The organism is Roseomonas sp. BN140053 (assembly GCF_047690175.1).
Taxonomy (GTDB): Bacteria; Pseudomonadota; Alphaproteobacteria; order Acetobacterales; family Acetobacteraceae; genus Roseomonas.
In genome coordinates, this window is record NZ_JBLLEB010000006.1 from 51,471 (window position 1) to 71,033 (window position 19,563).

The 19,563-nt window shown below is 74.2% G+C and carries 18 protein-coding genes and 1 pseudogene; 12 read left to right on the forward strand and 7 right to left on the reverse strand.

What is annotated here, in order from left to right; all coding sequences use genetic code 11:
• Positions 1–162 precede the first annotated feature (162 nt).
• Positions 163–1,638, forward strand: a complete 1,476-nt coding sequence (gene rfaE1 / locus ACLIBK_RS08230; protein ID WP_415386763.1) for a D-glycero-beta-D-manno-heptose-7-phosphate kinase — start codon at positions 163–165, stop codon at positions 1,636–1,638.
• Between the two features lie 94 nt (positions 1,639–1,732).
• Complete coding sequence (dgt, locus tag ACLIBK_RS08235; protein WP_415386897.1) at positions 1,733–3,076, forward strand: dGTP triphosphohydrolase; 1,344 nt, start codon at positions 1,733–1,735, stop codon at positions 3,074–3,076.
• Positions 3,077–3,266: 190 nt separating this feature from the next.
• Here the strand turns inward: dgt and ACLIBK_RS08240 are convergent, their stop codons facing one another.
• Positions 3,267–3,740: an MmcB family DNA repair protein gene (locus ACLIBK_RS08240; RefSeq protein WP_415386764.1), complete on the reverse strand. Its 474-nt coding sequence runs from the start codon at positions 3,738–3,740 to the stop codon at positions 3,267–3,269.
• 89 nt (positions 3,741–3,829) lie between these two features.
• On the opposite strand from ACLIBK_RS08240, the pseudogene ACLIBK_RS08245 reads away from it, so the two are divergent.
• From ACLIBK_RS08245 to ACLIBK_RS08260, 4 genes and pseudogenes are all read left to right on the forward strand, one after another.
• Positions 3,830–4,308 (forward strand): annotated as a pseudogene (locus ACLIBK_RS08245) (YcgN family cysteine cluster protein); the annotation flags it as partial.
• Positions 4,309–4,572: 264 nt separating this feature from the next.
• On the forward strand, positions 4,573–5,523 hold the full coding sequence (locus ACLIBK_RS08250) for a dihydrodipicolinate synthase family protein (protein WP_415386765.1): 951 nt from the start codon (positions 4,573–4,575) through the stop codon (positions 5,521–5,523).
• 10 nt (positions 5,524–5,533) lie between these two features.
• Positions 5,534–5,848, forward strand: coding sequence for a cupin domain-containing protein (locus ACLIBK_RS08255; protein ID WP_415386766.1), 315 nt, complete (start codon positions 5,534–5,536; stop codon positions 5,846–5,848).
• Positions 5,849–6,185: 337 nt separating this feature from the next.
• A complete protein-coding gene (locus tag ACLIBK_RS08260; RefSeq protein WP_415386767.1) occupies positions 6,186–6,893 on the forward strand; it encodes a M48 family metallopeptidase in 708 nt (235 codons plus the stop codon).
• A 193-nt stretch (positions 6,894–7,086) separates the two neighbouring features.
• On the opposite strand, the gene ACLIBK_RS08265 is transcribed toward ACLIBK_RS08260, so the two are convergent.
• On the reverse strand, positions 7,087–7,845 hold the full coding sequence (locus ACLIBK_RS08265; RefSeq protein WP_415386768.1) for an ion transporter: 759 nt from the start codon (positions 7,843–7,845) through the stop codon (positions 7,087–7,089).
• Between the two features lie 322 nt (positions 7,846–8,167).
• Between ACLIBK_RS08265 and ACLIBK_RS08270 the strand changes: the two genes are divergently transcribed.
• A complete protein-coding gene (locus tag ACLIBK_RS08270; protein ID WP_415386769.1) occupies positions 8,168–9,178 on the forward strand; it encodes a zinc-binding alcohol dehydrogenase family protein in 1,011 nt (336 codons plus the stop codon).
• Positions 9,179–9,318: 140 nt separating this feature from the next.
• Here ACLIBK_RS08270 and ACLIBK_RS08275 read toward each other — a convergent pair whose 3' ends face one another.
• Complete coding sequence (locus tag ACLIBK_RS08275; protein ID WP_415386770.1) at positions 9,319–10,239, reverse strand: lysophospholipid acyltransferase family protein; 921 nt, start codon at positions 10,237–10,239, stop codon at positions 9,319–9,321.
• Positions 10,240–10,378: 139 nt separating this feature from the next.
• Positions 10,379–10,936 carry a histidine phosphatase family protein gene (locus ACLIBK_RS08280; RefSeq protein WP_415386771.1) on the reverse strand — a complete coding sequence of 186 codons (558 nt, stop codon included), beginning with the start codon at positions 10,934–10,936 and terminating at the stop codon, positions 10,379–10,381.
• Between the two features lie 142 nt (positions 10,937–11,078).
• On the opposite strand from ACLIBK_RS08280, the gene ACLIBK_RS08285 reads away from it, so the two are divergent.
• The 5 genes from ACLIBK_RS08285 to ACLIBK_RS08305 all read left to right on the forward strand — a co-directional run bounded on the left by ACLIBK_RS08285 (position 11,079) and on the right by ACLIBK_RS08305 (position 14,909).
• Positions 11,079–11,738, forward strand: coding sequence for a Tim44/TimA family putative adaptor protein (locus ACLIBK_RS08285; RefSeq protein ID WP_415386772.1), 660 nt, complete (start codon positions 11,079–11,081; stop codon positions 11,736–11,738).
• A 34-nt stretch (positions 11,739–11,772) separates the two neighbouring features.
• Complete coding sequence (locus ACLIBK_RS08290; RefSeq protein WP_415386773.1) at positions 11,773–13,209, forward strand: murein transglycosylase A; 1,437 nt, start codon at positions 11,773–11,775, stop codon at positions 13,207–13,209.
• Positions 13,210–13,458: 249 nt separating this feature from the next.
• A complete protein-coding gene (locus ACLIBK_RS08295; protein ID WP_415386774.1) occupies positions 13,459–14,031 on the forward strand; it encodes a Smr/MutS family protein in 573 nt (190 codons plus the stop codon).
• 19 nt (positions 14,032–14,050) lie between these two features.
• A complete protein-coding gene (locus tag ACLIBK_RS08300; protein WP_415386775.1) occupies positions 14,051–14,416 on the forward strand; it encodes a helix-turn-helix domain-containing protein in 366 nt (121 codons plus the stop codon).
• 115 nt (positions 14,417–14,531) lie between these two features.
• Positions 14,532–14,909 carry a hypothetical protein gene (locus tag ACLIBK_RS08305; RefSeq protein ID WP_415386776.1) on the forward strand — a complete coding sequence of 126 codons (378 nt, stop codon included), beginning with the start codon at positions 14,532–14,534 and terminating at the stop codon, positions 14,907–14,909.
• A 37-nt stretch (positions 14,910–14,946) separates the two neighbouring features.
• Here the strand turns inward: ACLIBK_RS08305 and ACLIBK_RS08310 are convergent, their stop codons facing one another.
• The 3 genes from ACLIBK_RS08310 to ACLIBK_RS08320 all read right to left on the reverse strand — a co-directional run bounded on the left by ACLIBK_RS08310 (position 14,947) and on the right by ACLIBK_RS08320 (position 19,400).
• Positions 14,947–16,212, reverse strand: coding sequence for an ABC transporter substrate-binding protein (locus tag ACLIBK_RS08310; RefSeq protein WP_415386777.1), 1,266 nt, complete (start codon positions 16,210–16,212; stop codon positions 14,947–14,949).
• A gap of 159 nt (positions 16,213–16,371) precedes the next feature.
• Positions 16,372–18,045 carry a Na/Pi cotransporter family protein gene (locus ACLIBK_RS08315; RefSeq protein WP_415386778.1) on the reverse strand — a complete coding sequence of 558 codons (1,674 nt, stop codon included), beginning with the start codon at positions 18,043–18,045 and terminating at the stop codon, positions 16,372–16,374.
• Between the two features lie 179 nt (positions 18,046–18,224).
• Positions 18,225–19,400, reverse strand: coding sequence for an acetyl-CoA C-acetyltransferase (locus tag ACLIBK_RS08320; RefSeq protein ID WP_415386779.1), 1,176 nt, complete (start codon positions 19,398–19,400; stop codon positions 18,225–18,227).
• Positions 19,401–19,563 lie beyond the last annotated feature (163 nt).

Here is a 19,563-nt window from a genome sequence, read left to right on the forward strand (position 1 = left end):
CCGGCGGGCGGGACGCGGTTGCGAAAAGCGCGGCGGGGGTCGCGGGGGGGAACATCGGGCCGCGCCAGCCTGCCCGCTGTGCCGTTAAGGCATCGCTGATACGCGGGCCGCTTCGCGCAGCAACCTTGTGCCACCCGCGGCGCATCGGCTACCGAAGGGCTGATGAACGGCCAACTGCCGGAATCCCCGGCCCATACCGACCTCTCGGAGGCCGTGCGCGCCCTGAAACGCGCCTCCGTCCTGGTGGTCGGGGACGCGATGCTCGACCGTTTCGTGTACGGCCGCGTGCTGCGCGTGTCCCCCGAGGCCCCGATTCCCGTGCTCAGCGTCGAGCGCGAGGTCGCCATGCCCGGCGGCGCCGGCAACGTGGTGCGCAACCTTACCGCCCTGGGCTGCCCCGTGGCCTTCCTGTCCGTGGTGGGAGACGACCAGGCCGGCTCCGACCTGACGGCGCTGATCGGCGGGCAGGCCGGGGTGGAGCCCTGGCTGCTGGTGCAGGGCGGCCGCGCCACCACCACCAAGACCCGCTACGTCGCCATGGGCCAGCAGATGCTGCGCGCCGACCAGGAGAATGCCAGCCCGATCCACCCGCGGCTGGCGGACCGGCTGGTGCGGATCGCCCAGGACACCATCGCCGCCACCCGCGTCATGGTGCTCAGCGACTACCGCAAGGGCGTGCTGGGCGGCGACGTGCCGGAACGCCTGATCGCCGCGGCCAAGGCCGCCGGGCGCAAGGTGGTGGTGGACCCCAAGGGCGACGATTACAGCATCTATGCCGGCGCCGACCTCGTGACCCCCAACCGGTCCGAGCTGCGCGATGCCACCGGCATGTCGGTGGACACGGAACTGGCCGTGGTGGACGCCGCCCGCGCCCTGCGTGACCGGCACGGCTTCGGCGCCGTGCTGGTGACCCGCGCCGAGGACGGCATGACCCTGATCGAGGGCGACGCCGTGCACCATTTCCCCGCCGAAGCCGCCGAGGTGCACGACGTTTCCGGCGCCGGCGACACGGTGGTGGCCGTGGCCGCCGCCGCCCTGGCCGCCGGCCTGCCGCTGGCGGTGGGCGCGCGGCTGGCCAACATCGCCGGCGGCATCGTGGTGGGCAAGGTCGGCACCGCCGTGGCCCGCGACAGCGACCTGCTGGAAGCCCTGACCCCCGAGCGCGGTGCCCTGCGCAAGGTGGTCTCCCGCACCCGCGCCGCCGAACAGGCCGAACGCTGGCGGCAGCGCGGCTGGCGCATCGGCTTCACCAACGGTTGCTTCGACCTGCTGCATCCCGGCCATGTCCACCTGCTGGAACAGGCGCGCTCCTGGTGCGACCGGCTGGTGGTGGGGCTGAACTCCGACAGTTCGGTGTCCAAGCTCAAGGGCCCGACCCGCCCGGTGCAGGGCGAGGCGGCCCGCGCCGCGGTGCTGGCCTCCCTGGCCACGGTGGACCTCGTCACCGTGTTCGAGGAAACCACCCCCTCCGAGCTGATCCGCCTGCTGCGCCCGGACGTGCTGGTGAAGGGCGCCGACTACCGCGTGGACCAGGTGGTGGGCGGCGAGCTGGTGACGGAATGGGGCGGCGTGGTGCGACTGGCCGAACTGCTGCCGGGCAATTCCACCACCGCCACTGTGGCGCGGATCCGCGGCTGACCCGACCGGGCCAGGCGCGAGGCAGGCCCAGGCTGCCGGTGGCACCGACCGGGATGCCTGCCGGGGGCCGGGCGAGGGGACCGACGACGTGCCGATGAACTGGGCCGCCCTGCTGGACAGCCGCCGCCTCGGCGCCGCGGCGGAACTGCGGCCGGCGAAGGGCGAGCACCGCCCCTTCCAATCCGACGGCGACCGCATCACCTTCTCGCGCCCCTTCCGCCGCCTGCAGCAGAAGACCCAGGCGCATCCGCTGCCCTTCAACGCCCATGTCCGCAACCGCCTGGTGCACACGCTGGAGGTCGCCGCGGTGGGCCGGGCATTGGGCCACGCGGTGGGGCTGCGCCTGGCCGGGGAACTGGACGCCGCCGGCCGCAGCCCGGAGGACCTGGGCTCCCTGGTGCAGGCCGTCTGCCTCGCCCACGACATCGGCAACCCGCCCTTCGGCCATGCCGGGGAGGAGGTCATCGCCTCCCAGATGGCGCGCTGGCTGCGCGAGGAAGGCCGGGCGAGCGGGCTGGAACTGGACCCCGACCTCGCCTTCTTCGACGGCAACGCCCAGGGTTTTCGGGTGCTGACCCGCGCCGACGGGCATCGCGCCGCCGGCGGGCTGCAGCTGACCGCCGCCAGCCTCGGCGCCTTCCTGAAATACCCCTGGCCCGGCACCGACCCGCGCGCCGCGCGCGAGGGCAAGCCGGGGATCAAGTTCACCGTGTTCAACACCGAGCACGCGGTGTTCGAGCGGGTCACCGCCGCCTGCGCCCTGTCCGGCCCGCTGCCCCGTCACCCCGCCGTCTGGCTGATGGAGGCGGCGGACGACGTGGTCTACACCCTGGCCGACCTGGAGGACGCGGTGGAGCTCGGCATCCTCCGCTTTGCCGACTTTGCCGAGCTGGTGGGCCCGATCGCCGCGCTTCCCGCCGCCGCCCTGGCCGCGGAAGCCGACAACAGCGGCCGCATGGACCTGCTGCGCGAGCACGCCATCGCCCGCCTGACCGCCGCCCTGACCGAGGTCTTCGTGGCCCACCACGACGCGCTGCTGGCCGGCGAACTCAGCCCCGGCCGCGGACTGACCGACCTGCTGGCCCCCGCCGAGCCCGAACTGCACGCGGCCCTGGCCGCCGCCGCCCGCCGCACGGCGGACGTGGTGTACTTCAACGCCCGCAAGGTGGAGTTCGAGATCGGCGCCCACGACGTGCTGGGCAAGGCGCTGAGCGTCTTCCTGCCGGCCTGCCTGGCCTACGCCAAGGCAGATGGCGACCGCACCCAGCTCGGCCTGCGCGAGAAGCAGGCGCTCAGCCTGCTGCTGGACTACCACCCCCGCCCGGACATGAGCGCCACCGAGATCATGCGCTGCGCGGTGGATTTCGTGGCGGGCATGACCGACAGCTACGCCTCCTGGCTGGCGGCGCGGCTGCGCGGGCTGGACAGCCGGGTGTGACGCTGCGGGGCGCTTTTCCAAGTAAGTAAGCCGGGGGGAGGTATCCCCCCGGACCCCCTTCTATTTTCGGGAGTTTGAGCAGCGCCATCGGCCAGGGGCGCACCCGAAAACTCCCGAAAGAAGGAGGGGGCCCGGGGGAGTTCACTCCCCCGGCCTTCCCGACCGCGTCAGGACATTGGCTGCGAGGCAGCTACTCGCAGCGCAGCGCTGCCCGCATCTCCTGCGCCCCCGCCGGGTCGCACGCTGCGGCCAGCCGCCCGGCGGCGATCACGGCGAAGCGGTGCACCAGCGACTTGCGACGCGCCGCGGCCAGCGGCCGATGCGGCGCGTCGCGGATGGCCGTCATCTCGTAGCCGTCGGTGACCAGCAGCCCGATCTCCTCCGGGATCAGCTCCTGCGGGAAGTCGCAATCCACCGCGAAGAACAGCCGGTCGCACCAGTCCAGGTATTCCCGCCACTTGTTGTCGCTGAGGAAGTCGCGCGAGCAGGACTTCACCTCGATGGCGAAGAGGCAGCCCTCGCCGGTCAGCGCCAAAACGTCCAGGCGCCGGCCGCAGGGGATGGGAACCTCGGCCACGGGGGCCCAGCCCATGCGGGCGCAGTGGCGCATGGCACTGCGGCAGATCATCGCCGTGCGGTCGGGGATCGTCAGGTCGAGCGGCATCGGCGGGAGATCGCGAATCGGCCGGGGAGGAGTCAAGCGGGGCCGCGCCGCCCTTGCATCGGCCGGGCGCGATGCGCAGCTTGCCCGCCATGTCCGATGCCGCCCCGTACTGGAAAACCAAGCCGCTCCGGGCGATGAGCCGGACGGAATGGGAAGCGCTGTGCGACGGCTGCGGCCGCTGCTGCCTGCACAAGCTGCGCGACGACGACACCGGCCGCCTGCACTGGACCGAAGTGTCCTGCCGCCTGCTGGACGGCCAGTCCTGCCGCTGCAGCGACTACGAGAACCGCAAGGCGCGCGTGCCCGACTGTGTTAAGCTGACCCCGGCGCGGCTGGCCCGCATCGACTGGCTGCCGCCCACCTGCGGCTACCGGCTGGTGGCGGAAGGCCGCGACCTGCCCTCCTGGCACCCGCTGGTGTCCGGCGACCCCGAGAGCGTCCACGCCGCCGGGGTGTCCGTGCGCAACCGGGTGGTCAACGAACGCCAGGCTGGCGCCCTGGAGGACCACGTGAAGCGCTGGCCCGGCCGCTGGCCCGCCCGCGCCGCTCTGCCCGAGGAAGTCCTGCCTCTGGACGTGTTGCCCCAGGACGCGTTGCCCCAGGGCGCCCTGACCCCGGAGGCCCTGCCACAGGGACCTCAGCCCTTGGCGGCCGCGCCGCGGCAGGCCCCGGCCGGGCGCGCCCCGCGCCCCGCCAACCCGCCCGAAGCCGCCTCCGCCGCGGCCCGGCCACCGGAAGGCGCCCCGCCGCGGGCGGCCCGGCCGGATGCAACGTTGCCAGCACGCGGTCGGGATGCGAGACCGGCGGGCCAACGAAACGGTGAGGAGGCAGCATGACCCAGGCAACCCAGGGCGCCACCTATGGCGGCGTCAACGCCGCGGTGCTGACGGCGGTGGACGCGGACCTCGCGCCCGACCTCGAGCTCACCGCCGCCCATGCCAGCTGGCTGCTGAACAATGGCTGCAACGGCCTCGGCCTGCTCGGCACCACCGGCGAGGCGAACTCCTTCGGCGTCAGCGAGCGCAAGACCATCCTGGAAGGGCTGGTGTCGCGCGGTGTCCCCGCCGCCAAGCTGATGCCCGGCACCGGCACCACCAACATCGCCGATACGGTGGAGCTGACCCGCCACGCCGCTACCCAGGGCTGCCCGGGCGTGCTCGTGCTGCCGCCCTTCTACTACAAGAACCCGACCGAGGACGGGCTCTTCGCCTTCTTCTCCGAGGTGGTGAACCGCGTCGGCGGTGGGGTGAAGCTCTACCTCTACCACTTCCCGCAGCAATCGGCCGTGCCCTTCACCCTGAAGCTGATCGAGCGGCTGCTGAAGGCCTTCCCCGGCGTGATCGCCGGCGCCAAGGATTCCGGGGGTGACTACAGCAACATGAAGGCCATGGTGGACAACTTCGCCGCCGAGGGCTTCGAGGTGTATTCCGGCTCCGACGAGTTCCTGCAGCAGATCCTGCGCGACGGTGGTGCCGGCTGCATCACCGCCGCCTCCAACGGCAATGCCCGCTTCGGCGCCGCGGTCTATGCCCACCGCACCGGCCCCGAGGCCGACGCGGCGCAGGCCAAGCTGACCGCCACCCGCCGCGCCGCGACCTCCGTGCCGCTGATCCCCGGCCTGCACGAGATCATCGCCCGCGCCACCGGCCAGGAGGGCTGGCGCAACATCCGCCCGCCGCACACGCGCCTGAGCGCGGCCGAGGCGGAAGCCGCCTGGGCCGCCTGGGACGCCGCCGGCGCCCTGCCGCTGCCCGGGCTGGAGCTGCCCCGGGCCGCCGAATGAGGCCCAGGGCGTGAGCGAACCGCTCCGCTGCCGGATCCCGGCGGTGCCCACGCTGCAGGTGGACAATGACCGCCTGCGCGTGACCCGCTGGGATTTCGCGCCCGGGGCGGAAACCGGCTGGCACCGGCACGGCTGGGCCTATGCGGTGGTGCCGGTCACGGACGGCACGCTGCTGCTGGAGCTGCCCGGCGGCGGCACCGCCGCGGCGACCCTGACGGCCGGCGTGTCCTACGACCGGCTGGCCGGGGCGGAGCACAACGTGGTGAATGCCGGCACCGCCCCGCTCTCCTTCGTGGAGATCGAGATCAAGGGCCTGCCGGGCTGACCCGCCCGCGCCCGCGCGAACAGGGCGGGGCAGGGGCGCCCGTCCCGCGCCGCCCCACGACGCTGGCGGCAAAGCCGCCCCTGATGCTGCCGGCAAAGCCCTCCCCGTCGCTACCAGTAACGGCGCCCCTGATGCTGCTGGCAAAGGCTCTCCCGGCGTGACGGCGAAGCGCTTCCTCGCCCGGCTCCTCCGACGCTGGCCGGGCTGGCACCCGGAGAGGGGCAGTGGCGGCCGGGACACGGCGCCAACGCCGCCCCTCGCCACGGCCGGAACGATCCGTGTCAAGCCGTTGAACCGCACCCCGCCGGCGGGCCATCCTAGGCGCATGGAACAGAACGTGACCGAGAGCGTTCCGCTGCGGGCCAGCCCGGGGGCCGGGCCGGTGTCCTGCCAGGTGCGCTGGCAGCGTTCCACCCGCGCCCGCCGCGTGTCCCTGCGCATCGACCCCCGGGCGGGGGAGGTGGTGATCACCCTGCCGCCCCGGGCCGGCCGCAAGCAGGGCATGGCGCTGCTGACCACCCATGCCGCCTGGGTCACGGAACGCCTCGGCGCCCTGGCCCCGGCCGTGCCCTTCGTCGAGGGCTCCAGCGTGCCCCTGGGCGGCGTACCCCACCCGATCCGCCACGACCCCGCTGCCCGGGCCGGGGTGTTCCTACAGGACGGCCAGATCGTGGTGTCGGGGGAGGCCGCCTTCCTGCCGCGCCGCGTGGCCGACTTCCTGCGCGCCGAGGCCCGGCGCCGCATCGCCATCCTGGCCGCCCACCATGCCGCCGCGCTGGAAGTGAAGCCCGCGGCGATCCGCCTGAAAGACACCCGCTCGCGCTGGGGCTCCTGCGCCCCGGACGGCACGCTGGCCTTTTCCTGGCGGCTGGTGATGGCCCCCGACTGGGTGCTGGACTACGTAGTGGCGCACGAGGTCGCCCACCTGCGCGAACTCAACCATTCCGCCCGCTTCTGGGCCCATGTCACCGCCCGCACGCCGCACCGCCAGGCCGCGCAGGACTGGCTGCGTCGCTTCGGCCCGACCCTGCTGCGCGTCGGCTGAACCCGACCGCCGCAGGCTGAAGCCGGTCGCCACCGCGCGGGCTGAACCGGAACATCGCTGCGTGGGCTGAACCCGGGCGCCGGCGCGACGCTGCCGGCGGCGCGGGGGCGGAAACGCCGCCGCGGGCTGCGGCAGTGTCGCGCCGATCCGCAACGCCGCCCACGGCACGATGCCCCTGCCGCCCGACGCCCCTTCAGTTGCCCTCGTCCGGGATAGCCAGCACCTGGCCGCAAGCCTTGCAGTGCACGGCATCGGGCTCGTGTCGCTGCAACCCGCAGCGCGGGCAGGAGAAGCGCACCTTGTGCGGCCGGAACATCGCCTGCGCCAGGCGCAGAAACAGCGTCACCCCGCAAAACATGATGAACACGGTGGTCAACCGCCCCGGCGTCCCCGACAGGGTGATGTCGCCGAAGCCCGTGGTGGTCAGCGCGGTGACGGTGAAATACAGCGCGTCCGCGTAGTTGTTGATCTGCGCGTTGTTGCGGTGCTGCGTCTCGTAGACCAGCCCGGTCATGATGAAGATGAACACCACCAGGTCGGCGGTGGCGACGATGGGTTCCTCGTTGCGCCGGAAAAAGCGGAAATCCCGCCGCAGCCGTTCCAGCAGCCGGTAGGAGCGCAGCAGCCGCACCATCCGCAGCGCCCGCAGGAAGCCCGCCCCTTCGCCGATCAGCGGGATCAGGAAGCACAGCACCGCGATGCCGTCGGCGATCGTGGCGGGGTGCCGCAGTTCCCGCCAGGGCCGCGGCCCGGCCCGCAGGCGCGCCACGAACTCGGCCAGCAGCACCACGCCGAACAGCGTGTCCAGCACCTCCACCCAGGGGCCGCGCGTGGCAAAGGAGGTGGTCACCACGAAGACCAGCGTGGCGAGGTCCAGCACCAGCAGCCCGTAGCGGTAGCGATGGGCGCGGGCGGTGTCGCCCTCGTACAGCTCGCGCAGCAGCCCATCCATCCCGCGCCTCCTCCCGTCCGGGCCGGCTTCCGCGCCGGTTTTCCGGACACCGCGCCGGTTCCAGAGCCGCGCCATGCCCAGACACCGCGCCAGTCCCGGACACCGCGCCAGTCCCGGACACCGCGCCAGTCCCGGACACCGCCACGGCCGGCGAATCCGCGGTGGAACGGTTGCGGTCCATTCCGCCTATGCGAGGGCGGGAAGGCGGCGGCAAGGTGCCCCGCGCAGAACTGCCGTGCCGGAAATGCGGGGTTTTCCGCCCTTCCGGTCCGGCCGGCCATCCCATGTGCCATTCCGACCACGAAGCCGAGGAGCTTTCCCGATGAAGGCCGTCGCGTTCACCCACTGCCACCCCGTCGACCATCCCGACGCGCTGCTGGACTTGACCCTGCCGGACCCGCCCGCCCCGCGCGGCCACGACCTGCTGGTGGAAGTGCGCGCCGTGGCGGTGAACCCGGTGGACACCAAGGTCCGCCGCAACGCCGACCCGGCCGGCGAGCCGCGCATCCTCGGCTTCGACGCGGCCGGCGTGGTGCGCGCCGTGGGCCCCGACGTGACCCTGTTCCACAAGGGCCAGGAGGTCTTCTACGCCGGCGCCATCAACCGCCCCGGCTCCAACGCCGAGCTGCAACTCGTCGATGAGCGCATCGTCGGCCCCAAGCCGCAGAGCCTGAACTTCGCCGAGGCCGCGGCCCTGCCGCTGACCGCCATCACCGCCTGGGAAGCCCTGTTCGACCGCATGGGCGCGAAGCGCGGCGGCAAGCCCGACGGCTCCGCCCTGCTGATCACCGGCGGTGCCGGCGGCGTCGGCTCCATCGCGATCCAGCTCGCTCGTCAGCTCACCGGGCTGACGGTGGTGACCACCGCCTCCCGCCCCGAAAGCCGCGAATGGGCCGAGAAGCTCGGCGCCCACCACGTGCTGGACCATTCCCAGCCCCTTGCGCCGCAGGCCCGCGCCCTGGGGCTGCGCATCCCGCTGATCTTCTCGGTCACCGAAACGGCGCGGAACTGGGACGCGATCTGCGAGATCCTGGAGCCGCAGGGCACGGTGGGGGTGATCGACGACTTCCCGTCGCTCGACATTCTGAAGCTGAAGCCCAAGGCCGCCCGCCTGGCCTGGGAGTTCATGTTCGCCCGCCCCGTCCACAACACCCCCGACATGATCGAGCAGCACCGCCTGCTGACGGAAGTGTCGCGCATGGTGGATGCCGGCACGCTGCGCACCACCCTGGGTCAGCGCTTCGGCCGCATCGAGGCCAGCAACCTGCGCGAGGCCCATGCCGCGGTGGAAAGCGGCCGCATGCGTGGCAAGGCCGTGCTGGAAGGCTTCTGACCCGCCGCCCTGCGCGCCACGGCCCGGCGCGCGGCTCGCGGCGCGGGTTCGCCGCGTCAGCCCGGCAGCGCGGCGGGCACCGCGTCAGTCCGGCGGCGCAGGGTTCGTCGCGTCAGCCCCGCGGCGCGGGGCGTGCCGCCTCAACTCCGGGCGGGCCGGCGCGGCAGCGTCGCGGGCGCGTGCAGGGTCAGGGGCTGGGCGGGCCGGTTCTGTCGCAGGGTCGCGGCCCCTTCCGCCACGGCGGCCTCGGCCGCGGCGGTCAGCACCTTGCGGTTGGGAAAGTCGCCGGGCGCCACCGGCTCATGCAGCAGCACGGTCACCCGCGCCCCCGGCCGGCGTGCCAATCGCCAGGCATGGCGGCCCACATCCATGTCGCCGTACCAGGCGAAGACCGAGCGGTCCCGCCGCCCCGCCGGCAGGTTGCCCAGCCGGTCATAGCCGACGGACACGGGCTGGATGTGCTCCGCCGCTTCCGCCACCGCCAGGAAGGAGGAGCGGAAGGGCAGCACCCGCGTGCCGTCGCTGCTGGTGCCCTCGGGAAACAGGATCAGGCTGTCGCCGGCGGCCAAACGGTCGCTCATCTCGTGCGCCTCGGTGCCGGTGCGGCCGCGCGCGCGGCTGACGAACACCGTGCGGCCCAGCCGCGCCACCGTGCCCACCACCGGCCACTTCCCGACCTCCGCCTTGCTGACAAAGCAGGCTTCCAGCGTGCCGCCCAGCACCAGGATGTCCAGCCAGGAGGAATGGTTGCTCAGGAACAGCGTGCGCGGCCCGGCCGGCGCGGCGCCCGTCACTTCCACCCGCAGGCCGAACAGCCAGCGCACCCCGCGCCAGTAGAAGCGGGCGAAGCGCACCTTGCCGCGCCCGGGCAGCTGCACCAGCACCGCCTGGATCGGCAGCGCCACCAGCGTCCACAGCATCGCCGAGAGCAGCCGCCGCACCGCGCGGAAGCGCCCGCCCAGCGGCCGGTCGCCCATCACGTCGCCGAACAGCGCCACCGGCAGGGCGGCGCGGAAGCGCAGGGCACCGCTGCGGCCTTTCGGGCGCAGCGCTTCGGTCAAGGTGCGTTGGGCCGCCATCGCCGGTCGCGTAACACCGCGCGGCCCCAGGGGGCAATGCGTGGGGACGTTGCGCCGCCGCGGGCCTGCCGGGCAGCGGCCCCTGCGTCCCCGCCCGGCGGGGCTGCCCGGCGCCGCGGCCTCAGCCGTGGCGCCAGACCACCTTCGTCGGCTCCGGCCCGGCCGGGTCGCAGCGCAACCACTGGCCGTTCATCACGGATTGCCCGGTCATCGCCAGGATGAAGCCCCAGTGGCTGACCACCACCGTGTGCGCCCAGTCCTCGCGCAGCGCCATCTCGCCCCGGAAGGCGCGGGCGCGGGCGGCGACCTCCTCCACCGGCTCTTCCTCCTGCGGCCACCACACTTCCTCCACCGCGGTGAAGTCGTGGTGCGGCCAGTCCGTCGCCAGCCGGCTGATGGGGGAGCCGACGTCGCAGGACAGGGCGTAGCGTTCCCGCACCAGCGGCGTGATCAGCACCGGCAGCCCGCGCGCCTCTGCCAGGGGCGCCGCGGTTTGCAGCGCCCGCGTATACGGGCTGGCGAGGATGCGGCGGATATCCTCCCCCGCCAGGGCCTCGGCCGCCGCTCGCGCCTGTTCCTCGCCCAGCGGGGTCAGCTTCGGGTCGACGATGCCCGGGTCCACCTTGGTGGCGGAGAAGTGCAGGTTGAACTCGCTCTGGCCGTGTCGCAGCAGGATCATGCCCCCGAGGGTGGCGATGCCGGCCCAACACGGCAATGGGCGGCGATGCGCCCCGCCGGCCTTGGAACCGCCGGGCCGGTTGCGCCGTTGCCTTTCCAATCGGTAATGCCCATCTGGTCAGGTCGCGAGGAGAGTTTGAACTATGCAGGGTGGCTTCCCCATCGACCTGATCCTGTTCGCGATGGTCGCGGCCTTCCTGGTCCTGCGGCTACGCTCCGTGCTGGGCCGGCGCACCGGCTTCGAGCGCCCGACGGAAGGCCGCCCCGCCGCCGGCTACCCGCCGCGGGTGGTCGAGGGTGAGCCCGTGACCGCAGCCCCCGAGGCGCCCCGCTACGCGCTGCCCGACCCGCGCGGCCCGGTGGGGCAGGCGCTGGAGCGCCTGCGCGGCGTGGACCCGGGCTTCGACCCGCAGGCCTTCCTGGGCGGTGCCGAGGGCGCCTTCCGCATGATCGTGGAAGGCTTCGCCCGTGGCGACCGCACCGTGCTGCGCGACCTGCTGTCCGAGGAGACCTGGGCCGGGTTCGAGCAGGCGCTGAACGCCCGCGAAGCCGCCGGCCAGACCCAGCGCACGGAGATCCGTGCCATCTCCCAGGTGGCGATCGAATCGGCCGAGCTACGCGGCACGGTGGCCGACGTCACCGTCCGCTTCGTGTCCGACCAGGTGAACATGACGCTGAACGCCGACGGTTCGCCCGCTTCCGGCACCGACGCGGTGACCGAGCTGACGGATCTCTGGACCTTCCAGCGCGACCTCCGCAGCGGCGACCCGACCTGGAAGCTGGCCGGCACGCGGTCGGCCTGAAGGTCCATCGGGTAGCGCGCGGCGCGGCGCGAACATGGCACGCCCGGCGCGCGCTGCCTGTATCATGCTGCTGGTGGGGCTGGCGCTGCCGCCCCTGCTGCTGCCACCCGCCGCCCCTGCCGAGGCGCGGGAAGTCTCGGCCCGGCGTGCTTCCCCGCCACGCAACCAAGTCCAGCAGCGCCAGGCCGTGCAGCGGCGCCTGGCGCGCCAGGATGCCGCCCGCCGCGGCGTGGTGATCGGCGGCACCGCCGCAGCCGCCATGGCCGCCGCGGCACCGGCCGACCCCCCCGCGCCACTGCAACCCGCCGCCTGGGAAGACCTTCCGGGCTGGGCGGACGACTCCCCCATCGAGGCGCTGCCGCCCGTGCTGGCCTCCTGTCGCGCCTTCGCCGCTATGACGCCGGGCCGGGCGTTGGGCGGGGCCGGCGAGATCGCCGCCGCCGCCGGCACGCCGGAACTCTGGCGCCCCGCCTGCGCCGCCCTGATCCGCGCCTGGAACACCCTGCCGCCGCTGCCGCCCCCGAACCGCCGGCGCGGCCGGGCCGGGCAGGCGCGGTTGCGCGAAGCCCAGGTGGCGCGCAACGAGCACCTGCGCCGGGCCCTGGAAGAGAATTTCTCGCCCGCGCCCGTCGGTGAGGGGCTGCTCACCGCCTATTACGAGCCGGTGCTGCGGGGTTCCCTGGCCCCCGACGAGGCCTTCGCCACCCCGCTCTACAGCAAGCCGCCCGAGCACGTGGCGATCGACGTGCCCAACAGCCTGCGCCCCGCGCATGGCCGCCTGCAGGACGGCCGGCTGGAACCGCTGCCCGACCGTGCCGCCATCCAGAATGGCGCCCTGGCCGGGCGGGGCCTGGAACTGGCCTGGGTGACCGACCCGGCCGAGGCCTTCTTCCTGCACATCCAGGGTTCCGGCCGGGTGGTGCTGCCCAATGGCGCCGTGCTGCGCCTGGGCTATGCCGGGCAGAACGGTCAGCCCTACCGCGCCGTGGGCCGCTCGCTGATCGAGCGCGGCGAATTGATGCGCGATCGCATGTCGATGCGCGCCATCCGTGCCTGGATGGCCGCCGCCGGGCCGGAACGCGCCAACGCGCTGATGGCGGAAAACCCCTCCTACATCTTCTTTCAGCGCAACGAGGGGCTGCGCGACGACCAGGGCCCGCCCGGCGCCATGGGCATCCCGCTGACGCCCGAGCGCTCCGTGGCGGTGGACCCGGCGGTGGTGCCCCTGGGCGCCCCGGTCTTCGTGGCCGACGCCGACCCGCAGCCCGGCCGCCCCGCCGGGGAGCGCTTCCGCCGGCTGCTGGCGGCGCAGGACACCGGCGGCGCCATCCGCGGTCCAGGCCGCGGCGACCTGTTCCGCGGCTGGGGCCACGAGGCCGGCGAGCGGGCCGGCAACGTGCGCGAACCCGTGCGGATGTGGGTGCTGCTGCCGCGCAGCGCCGCCGCCATGCTGGCCGGGCGCGACCCTTAGCCCCGCCCGCGAACCCGGCGGGCCGCTGCGGCTGGCTCCGGCAATCTGAACCCGCCGGCAGGCGAACCGGCCCCGGCGGCCAGCACCGGGCAGGGCGGCGCTGCGCGCCCGGGCTGCACGGCTTCATCCCCCGCCCGGTCGCCCCTATCTAGGGCACATGGTCCTCCCGCCGCGCGCCGCCGCCGCCCGTTCGACGCTGCCCGCCGGCCGCCCCGGCGCCGCCGCGTGCTGCCCGGGCTGAGGCCGCGCATGCCCCGCCGTCCGCGCGTTCTCAGCGCCGGGGAACGTTCCCTGTGGCATACCTGGGCGCAGCGCGCCGGCGTCACGCCGCGCGCCGGCCAAGTCCTGCCGGACCCGCCACCGCCCCCGACCCCCACGCCGGTGCCGCCCGCTCCCCTGGCCGCCGCCCCGCCGCCGCGCCGGCCGGCGCAGCCCTTGCCCGCGCTGCTGGTGGGCGCGCCGCCGCCCGGCATGGATGCCCGCCGCTGGAAGGACCTGCGCCGCGGCACCACCCGGCCGGAACGCACGCTGGACCTCCACGGCCGCCGCGCCCAGGAAGCGCACGAGGCGGTGCTGGGCTTCCTGCGCGACGCACATGCCGACGGGGTGCGCTGCGTCGCCATCGTCACCGGCAAAGGCTCGCGCGAGGCGCAGGCCAACGGTGGGGAAGGGGGCGTCCTGCGGCGCGAGCTGCCGCACTGGCTCAACGGGCCCGCGCTGCGCTCCCTGGTGCTGGGCGCGGCGCACCCGCATGTGCGCAATTCCGGCGCGGTGCACCTGCTGCTCCGCCGTCGTGCCGCCGCGTTGCGACCGCGGGCGTGACCCCTTTCAGGGCAAGGCCGTGACGCCCTTCGGCGCGCGTTTGCGCGACCTGCGGGCGCGCCGCGGCGTGTCGCTGAAGGAGATGGCCGCCGCGCTGCAAGTCTCCGCCGCCTATCTGTCGGCGCTGGAGCATGGCCATCGCGGCGTGCCGACCGCGGGGCTGGTGCACCAAATCAACGAGTATTTCGGCCTGATCTGGGACGAGGGCGACGAGATGGTCCGCCTCGCCCGGCTGTCGCACCCGCGCGCGGTGCTGGACACCGCAGGTCTGGCACCGGAAGTCACCGCCCTGGCCAACCGCCTCGCCGCCACCCTGCCGCGCCTGCCGCCCGAGGCGGTGGCCGAACTGACCGCGGTGCTGGACCGCCATCTCCCGCCGGGCTGAGCGCCCCGGCGAACTTCCTCCCGGCCCCGACGTTCCCCGAGGGAGACGGCGGAACCGCGCCCGGCCCTCCGGCCGCGCCGTTCCGCGCCGCCCGAACCCTCGGTGGAGACCCGGCGTGAGCAGTTCCAACCCTTCCCGCCGGCGCGGCTCCCGCGTAGCCGTTCAACAGGCCGGGCCCGGCGCCGCGCTGCTGCCCTGGCTGACGGCCGCGCTGCTGCTGGGCGGCAGTCTGGCCAGCGGCGCCTTCGGCCAGACTGCCGCCCCGGCGCAGCCCTCGCCGCTGCCGCCCGCACCGCCCGAGCGCATCGCCCCTGCCACGCCCGACGCCGTCCCCGGCACCACCGGGACGGGCACGGTGCCCGGCGGGGTGCTGCGCCCGCCGGCCGCGGTGGACCCCGGCATCCACGCGCCCACCCCGGCGCAGCCCAGCACCACGCCGGTGATCCCGCCCCCCGGCACCCCCGGCGGCGACCCCGGCGTGCAGCCGCGCTGACCCACGGGGCGCCGCGCCAGGGCGGCGCCCCGGCCGGTCAGCCGTTGGCCACCAGCGGGCAGCCGCCCTCCGCCATCGGCCGGAAAGCCTTGTCGGCGGGAATCGTGTCGAGCCGCTTGTAGTAGTCGTAGGCGCCCTTGCTCTCCTCCGGCGTCTTGACCTGGAAGATGTGCATGCTGTGCACGGCGCGGCCGTCCTTGCGGATGGTGATCTCGCCGAACAGCGGGTCGTCGATCGGCTGCTCGCGCATCTTGTCCACGACCCGCTCGCCCTCGACCGTCCGCACCCCCGCCACGGCACGCAGGTAGGCCATGGTGGAGGAATACACTCCCGCATGGTTGGTGGTGGGCATGCGCCCGTTCATGCGGGCGCCGAAGCGGCGGCTCCAGGCGCGGGTCTTGTCGTCCAGGTCCCAGTAGAAGGCCTCGCACAGGGTGATGCCCTGCGCCGTGGGCAGGCCCAGCGCGTGGATGTCGCTCAGCAGGATCAGCAGCGCCGCCAGCTGCCGCCCGCGCCGCGTCACGCCGAATTCCGCCGCCTGCTTGATGGCGTTGATCACGTCCGCGCCGGTGTTGGCCAGGGCGATCACCTTGGCGCCCGAGGACTGCGCCTGCAGCAGGAAGGACGACATGTCCGCGGTGTTCAGCGGGTGCCGCACGCCGCCGGCCACGCGGCCGCCGCCGGCCTTCACCGCTTCCGTGGCGTCGCGCTCCAGCGTCTGCCCCAGCGCGTAGTCCACGGTGATGAAGAACCAGCTGTCGCCGCCGCGCGGCAGCAGCCCGTTCACGATGCCATGGGTCTGCGCCCAGGTGTCGTTGACCCACTGCACCGTGGTGGGCGCGCAGGCCCGCCCCGTCAGGTCCGAGGTCGCAGTGGCGGACGCCAGGGTGGTGCGGTGCTTCTCGCGCATCACCTCCGACACCGCGAGGCCGACGCCGGAATTGGGCAGGTCCACTACCGCCGCCACGCCCTCCTGGTCCACCCAGCGGCGGGCCAGGGAAGCCCCGATATCGGGCTTGTTCTGGTGGTCGCCGCCGATGATCTCCACGGTCAGCTCGTTGTTCTCGGCGCGGAAATCCTCCGCCGCCATCTGCGCCGCGACCACCGAGCCCGGCCCGGCCTGGTCGGCGAAGGGGCCGGACATGTCGCTCAGCACGCCGATCTTCACCCGCCGGTCGGGGATCTGGGCGCGCCCGATCGCCGGCATCGCCAACCCCGCCGTGCCGGCGGCCAGCAGCCCCAGCGCCGCGCGTCGGCCGGGCCGGAAGCCGGGCGGCAGGAGGAGGGAGGACTGGTTCGGCATGGCGTTTCCTTCCTGATGCGGCCGGCGGGCGGGCACGTCGCGACCCCGGCCGGGATTGCCGCGCAATGCTGGGAAGGCGAGGGGGCTCTGGCAAGCCTGCCGGCCCGGAAACCCCGGCCCGCCCCAGGCGGCCGGCCCGCCTCGGGCGGCCGGCCTGCCTCACGCGGCCGGCGCGTCTCGCGGCACGGCGCGCAGCCGGCTGGACCGCAGCTCGCCCTGCCGTTCCAGCAGCGGATAGGCCACGGCGGCGAGGTGGGCGGCGATGCGCTTCAGGTCGCGCGTCACGTCCAGCGCCAGGGCCGCCGCGGCAGAAGGCTCCGCGCCCGCTTCGGCCAGCCGGTCCGCGGCTTCGCGCTCCGCCGCGCGCCAGGCTTCCTTTTCGCGCACCAGGTGGCGGGCGGCCTCGCCGTCCTCCAGCATGAACACCGCCACCGCCAGCCGCAGCTGCGCTACCAGCCGCTCGTGCAGCGCCGCCAGCCGCGCGGCTTCCTCCGACGGCAGGGCGATGCCGCGCCGGGCGCGACGCAGGGCGTGGCGGATCAGCCCGCGATCCACCGCGTCGCCGGCATGTTCCAGGGCGATGGCGAAATGCCGGGTTTCCTGCAACCGGGTCGCCTCCGTCGCGGGCAGCCCCTCGCGCGGCAGCTGCGCGAGATAGGCGTGCACCGCGCCGTGCAGCCGGTCCACCGTGTCGTCCAGCTCCCCCACCGCCTTGGCCGCGTCGCGGTCGGCGCGGTCCAGTGCCGCCGCAGCGGCGCGCAGCATGGCCTCCACCGTATCGGCCAGCCGCAGCACCTCGCGCGCCGCATTGGCCAGGGCCACGGAGGGGGTGGCGAGCGCCGCGGCATCCAGGTAGCGCGGCGCGCCGGGATCGGCCTCGGGCGGCAGGCCGGGCAACAGGCGGCGCAGCAGCGCGGCCAGCGGGTCGAGCAGCGGCAGGAACAGCACCGCCAGCGCGAGGTTGAAGCCCAGATGCGCATGCGCCACCAGCCGCGCGGGCGCCGGGTCCAGCCCGTGCAGCCAGCCGCTCAGCGTCGGCAGCAGCGCCAGCACCAGCGCCACGCCCACCGCGCGGTTGAGCAGGTTGCCCACCGGCAGGCGCAGCCGTGCCGGGTCGGGCGGGCCGCGCCGGGCATGCCGGGCGGCCAGGAAGGGCGGCACCGCGCCGCCGAGATTCGCCCCCGCCACCGCCGCCAGCACGGAAGGCGGCGACAACAGCCCCGCCGTTCCCAGCGACCCCACCAGCAGCACCGCCGCCAGGGAGGAATGCGTGGCCCAGGCCAGAACCGCCGCCAGCAGCACCGCCAGGGGTGGCGCGCCGTCCAGCAGCGGCAGCAGCTCGCGCAGCGTGGGGGAATCCTCCACCGGCCCCACCGTGGCCAGCATCAGGTGCAGCGCCATCAGCATCAGCCCCAGCCCGACCCCGGCACGGCCGAGGTCGCGCGTGCGCGCCCGCTTGCCGCGCTTCATGGCGGTCCAGCCCAGCAGGATCAGCGCGGGAAACACGGTGCGCAGGTCGAAGCTCAGCGCCTGCACGATCAGCGCCGTGCCGACATTGGCCCCCAGCATCGCCGCCAGCGCCGCCACCAGCCCCAGCGCGCCGTTGCTGTGCAGCCCGGCCACCATCAGCCCCGTGGCGGTGGAGGATTGCAGCGCCGTGGTGGCCAGCAGCCCGGCGGCAAAGGCGCGCCAGCGGTCGCCCAGCGCCCGGCCCAGCCCCTGGCGCAGCGCGGCGCCATAGGCGCGGTTCACCCCGCGCTGCACCAGGCTGAGGCCGAAGAGCAGCAGCGCCGCCTCGCCGGCCAGCTCGATGATCAGGCGCAGCCCGGTCAAGCCCGCCGCACCCCTGGGCCGGCTCGGCCGAGCAACGGAACTGCCGCCTCAGCCTGAAGCGCGGCCGCCAGCCCCGGCCGGCGCCCCCGGGCAGCACCCGGGCCGGTCACCCGCGAACCGGCGCCCCGCGCGGGGACGCCGGCCGCTCGTCGTGGAAGCGTGGACGTTTCGGCCGCTTCTCAGGCCGCTTCCACGCACATCGCCACGCCCATGCCGCCGCCGATGCACAGCGTGGCCAGGCCCTTCCTGGCGCCGCGCCGCTTCATCTCGTGCAGCAGCGTGGTCAGCACCCGCGCGCCCGAGGCGCCGATCGGATGGCCCAGCGCGATGGCGCCGCCGTTGACGTTCACCTTGGCCGGGTCCCAGCCCATGTCCTTGTTCACCGCGCAGGCCTGCGCCGCGAAAGCCTCGTTGGCCTCGATCAGGTCGAGGTCGGCGATGGTCCAACCCGCCTTCTGCAGCGCCTTGCGGGAAGCCGGGATCGGCCCGGTGCCCATGATCGAGGGATCCACCCCCGCCGTGGCCCAGGACACGATCCGCGCCATCGGCGTCAGCCCGCGCCGCGACGCTTTCGCCCCGCGCATCACCACGATGGCCGCGGCGCCGTCGTTGATGCCCGACGCGTTGCCGGCGGTCACCGTGCCGTCCTTGGAAAAGGCCGGGCGGAGCTTGGCCAGGATCTCGCGGCTGGTCTCGGGCTTGGGGTACTCGTCCTGCGACACCACCGTGTCGCCCTTGCGGCCCTTGATGGTGACCGCCGCGATCTCGTCGGCGAAGCGGCCGGCCGCCATGGCCGCGCCCGCCTTGCCCTGCGAGTTGAAGGCGAACTCGTCCTGCTGGTCGCGGGTGATCTGGAACTTCTCCGCCACGTTCTCGGCGGTGTTGCCCATGTGGTAGCCGTTGAAGGCGTCCCACAGGCCGTCGCGGATCATGGTGTCCACAAAGGCGAGGTCGCCCATCTTCTGCCCGGCCCGCAGGTTGGCGCAGTGCGGTGCCTGGGTCATGGATTCCTGCCCGCCCGCCACCACGATGCTGGCATCGCCGGTCGCGATCTGCTGCGCCGCCAGCGCCACCGTGCGCAGGCCCGAGCCGCAGAGCTGGTTGATCCCGAAGGCGGTGCGCTCCACCGGGATGCCCGCCAGCACGCTGGCCTGCCGGGCCGGGTTCTGCCCGGCGCCGGCCGCCAGCACCTGGCCGAGGATCACCTCGTCCACCTCGTCCGGCTGCACGCCCGCCCGTTCCAGCGCCGCCTTGATCGCCACGGTGCCCAGCACATGCGCGGGGGTCGCGGCGAAGACGCCGTTGAAGGACCCGACCGGCGTGCGCGCGGCCGAGGCGATGACGATGTCGTCCATGGTTCCGGGTTCTCCCTAGCTCTTGGGGGAAAGATGGGGCGTGCCCCCTGCCCAGGGCAAGCGGCCTCTCCGCCCGCCACCGGGCCGCGCGAGCGGCAAGGCCCAGACCCGGACCACGGCGTCTCCACCCGCCACTTGGCCGCGCCCCCTGCGTCATCAGCCA